Origin of the sequence: Albidovulum sp., assembly GCF_049646345.1 — a bacterium.
Classification (GTDB): Bacteria; Pseudomonadota; Alphaproteobacteria; order Rhodobacterales; family Rhodobacteraceae; genus Albidovulum.
The window spans coordinates 1-2,854 of the sequence record NZ_JBARVQ010000179.1 but is presented as its reverse complement, the minus strand read 5'-3'; the positions used below and the strand labels follow the sequence as shown (position 1 = coordinate 2,854).

Below are 2,854 nucleotides of genomic sequence, written 5' to 3'. Positions count from 1 at the left end.
GCGAAGGTGTGTCGGATATCGGAAATGACACACCAATCAACCAGCTTGCCGACGTTCAGGACATCATGCAGAGCAGTTCATGGGAACCGAGCCCGCTCAATTCCCGGCAGTATCTGGTTGGATTGTCCGCGACCGGGACATTGCTGTCGTTGCCCTAATCACACCGCGAGCTGGGCGGGTGCCTGCCCGTGGGGTGGCGCAGCGACCTGTATTCGGGGTGCTTTATGGCCGCAAAACCCCTCTGACCTCATGCGACGCACACGGCCGCAAAAGCGCCAGCCCGCCGGGACGGGCAGGCGCTCGCCCGGCGCCTTCGGCTTGAATCCGGGCGAAAGAGCGCTGGAGGCAACGACCGCAATGGGCTCAGAATGACAATCCCGGACGACCGGAACGTGCCACCCATACCGTCGTTCAACCGGGCACGGTCACTCGACGCGGTCGAGCAATGTCAGGACCTGCGGCCCCAGCGTCTCGACGACCAGTGCCACACCGTCCCGGTTTGGGTGCAGCCCGTCCGGCTGCACATAATCGGCCAAGGCCTTCGCCCGGTCGGGCAGCGAGAGGATCGGTGTCAGGAAAGGCTGGGTGAGTATCGCGTCATGTGCCACCGCCAGCTCCGGATAGATCGCGTCAAAACGCGTCTTGTAGTCGGGGCCGTAATTGCCCGGAGCAGACATCGGCACCAGAAGCACCGGAATTCCCTTGCCCTCAATCCGCGCAAGGATCGCATCCATATTGCCGCGTGCTTCCTCAGGCGGCAGGCCCCGCAGCAGGTCATTGCCACCCAGCGTCAGGATCATCGCATCGACATCCGGCGTCAGCGTCCAGTCGATCCGGGCAAGCCCGCCCGCCGTGGTATCGCCCGAAACACCCGCATTGATCACCGTCACCTCGGCCCCGTGATCGTCGAGCCATGCCTGAAGCTGCGGCACGAAACCGTCGTACGGCGGCAACCCATAGCCTGCGGTCAGACTGTCACCAAAGGCCACCAGCGTGACGGGTTCGGCAAGGGCCGGACCCGCGGCCAGAACCGAAAGGTTCAAAATCGCGGCACGCACAAGGTTGCCCTTCCGCCCGGTTGCCCCATATGCCTTAGAACGAAAGAACCGGCGGAATGAGGCGATGAGCGAACCGATCCTGAAACTTGACGACGCAAGGCTGGTGCTCGACGGCAATGCCGGGCCGCTGGAAATCCTCAAAGGCATCACCCTTTCAGTCGCACGTGGCGAAAGTCTGGGGCTGGTCGGTCCGTCAGGCTCGGGCAAGTCGTCGCTCCTCATGCTCATGGGCGGGCTTGAACGCGCCACATCGGGCCGGATCGCGGCGCTTGGCCATGACCTGACAGCAATGGACGAGGACGCTCTGGCCCGGTTCCGCCGGGGTAATATGGGAATTGTTTTCCAGTCCTTCCACCTTATTCCGACGATGACCGCGCTGGAGAATGTCGCGATCCCGCTGGAACTGGCGGGGATTGCCGATGCCTTTGAGCGCGCGGGCGCCGAGTTGGAGGCGATGGGCCTTGGACAGCGCATGGATCACTATCCGGCACAGTTGTCAGGCGGCGAACAGCAGCGTGTGGCGCTGGCCCGCGCCGCAGCCCCCCGGCCCGCGATCTTTCTGGCCGATGAGCCGACCGGCAATCTTGACGGGACGACGGGTGAGGCGATCATGGAATTGCTCTTTGGCCTGCGCGACCGGCACGGGGCGACGCTGGTGCTGGTCACCCATGCGCCGGAACTGGCCGCGCGCTGCGACCGGGTGGTGCGGCTGATGGACGGCCGGATCGCGGGCGAGGAACTGGCCCGCAAGGTGGCGGAATGACCCTGCCTCTTGCCGCCCGCATCGCCCGTCGCGAGATGCGTGGCGGGTTTGGTGGGTTCACCGTCTTCCTCTTGTGCCTGATGCTGGGCGTGGCTGCCATCGCCGCCGTCGGTACGGTCCGCGCGGCGATCCAGAGTGCCATCTCCGATCAGGGTGCGGTGCTCTTGGGCGGCGATGCCGAAATGTCCTTTACCTACCGTTATGCCAGCGCGGACGAGCGTGCCTTCATGGAGGACCGCGCCACGAGCGTGGCCGAGATCGTCGATTTCCGTTCCATGGCGGTGGTCGGCGACGGGGAAACGGCTGAACGCGCGCTGACGCAGATCAAGGGCGTGGATGCGGCCTATCCGCTGACCGGGCAACTGGTGCTGGAGCCTGCAATTCCGCTGGCCGAGGCGCTTGCTGCGGAAGGTGGCGTGCCGGGTGCCGTTCTGGACCCGGTTCTGGCCGACCGGCTGGGGCTGAAGACCGGCGACGCCTTCCGGCTGGGTCTGAAAGAGTTCCGCTTGACGGCCCGCCTCATGCGCGAACCCGATGGCGCGACGGCGGGCTTCACCTTCGGCCCCCGCACCATCGTGCGGACCGAGGATCTTGCAGGTTCCGGCCTTCTTGAACCCGGCAGCCTTTTTGACACGCATTACCGGCTGCTGCTGCCCGAACGCACCGACCTGAAAGAGATGAAGGCAGAGGCCGAGGCGACGTTCTCCGATACCGGTCTGCGCTGGCGCGACGCGCGGCGGGGTGCGCCGGGCATGCAGCGGTTTGTCGACCGGATGGGATCGTTTCTGGTGCTGGTGGGGCTGGCCGGGCTGGCCGTGGGCGGTGTCGGCATCGGGGCGGCGGTGACCTTATATCTCGACGGGCGGGTCGGAACGATGGCCGCCCTGAAGGCGATGGGGGCGGAAAGCCGCACGATCTTTGCGGTCTATCTCATTCAGGTCGGGGTGCTGGCGGTGATTGGCATTGTCGCGGGGCTGACCTTGGGTGCTGCGCTGCCGGTGCTGGCGGGGCCGCTGATCGCGGCGCGGCTGCC

The 2,854-nt window shown here is 65.7% G+C and carries 3 protein-coding genes; 2 read left to right on the top strand and 1 reads right to left on the bottom strand.

From position 1 onward, the window contains the following. Nucleotides 1-425: 425 nt before the first annotated feature. Complete coding sequence (locus WBB85_RS04460) at nt 426-1,058, bottom strand: arylesterase (RefSeq protein WP_432637421.1); 633 nt, start codon at nt 1,056-1,058, stop codon at nt 426-428. A gap of 64 nt (nt 1,059-1,122) precedes the next feature. Between WBB85_RS04460 and WBB85_RS04455 the strand changes: the two genes are divergently transcribed. Both WBB85_RS04455 and WBB85_RS04450 read left to right on the top strand, forming a co-directional pair. Continuing rightward, complete coding sequence (locus WBB85_RS04455; protein ID WP_432637420.1) at nt 1,123-1,821, top strand: ABC transporter ATP-binding protein; 699 nt, start codon at nt 1,123-1,125, stop codon at nt 1,819-1,821. Beyond that, on the top strand, nt 1,818-2,854 hold a 1,037-nt coding region (locus WBB85_RS04450), incomplete at its 3' end, for an ABC transporter permease (protein WP_432637419.1). The genes WBB85_RS04455 and WBB85_RS04450, both read left to right, overlap by 4 nt.

What these genes read in the sequence shown, in the direction of transcription:
- WBB85_RS04455 (WP_432637420.1), top strand. Translation starts at nt 1,123, where the DNA reads ATGAGCGAACCGATCCTGAAACTTGACGACGCAAGGCTGGTGCTCGAC.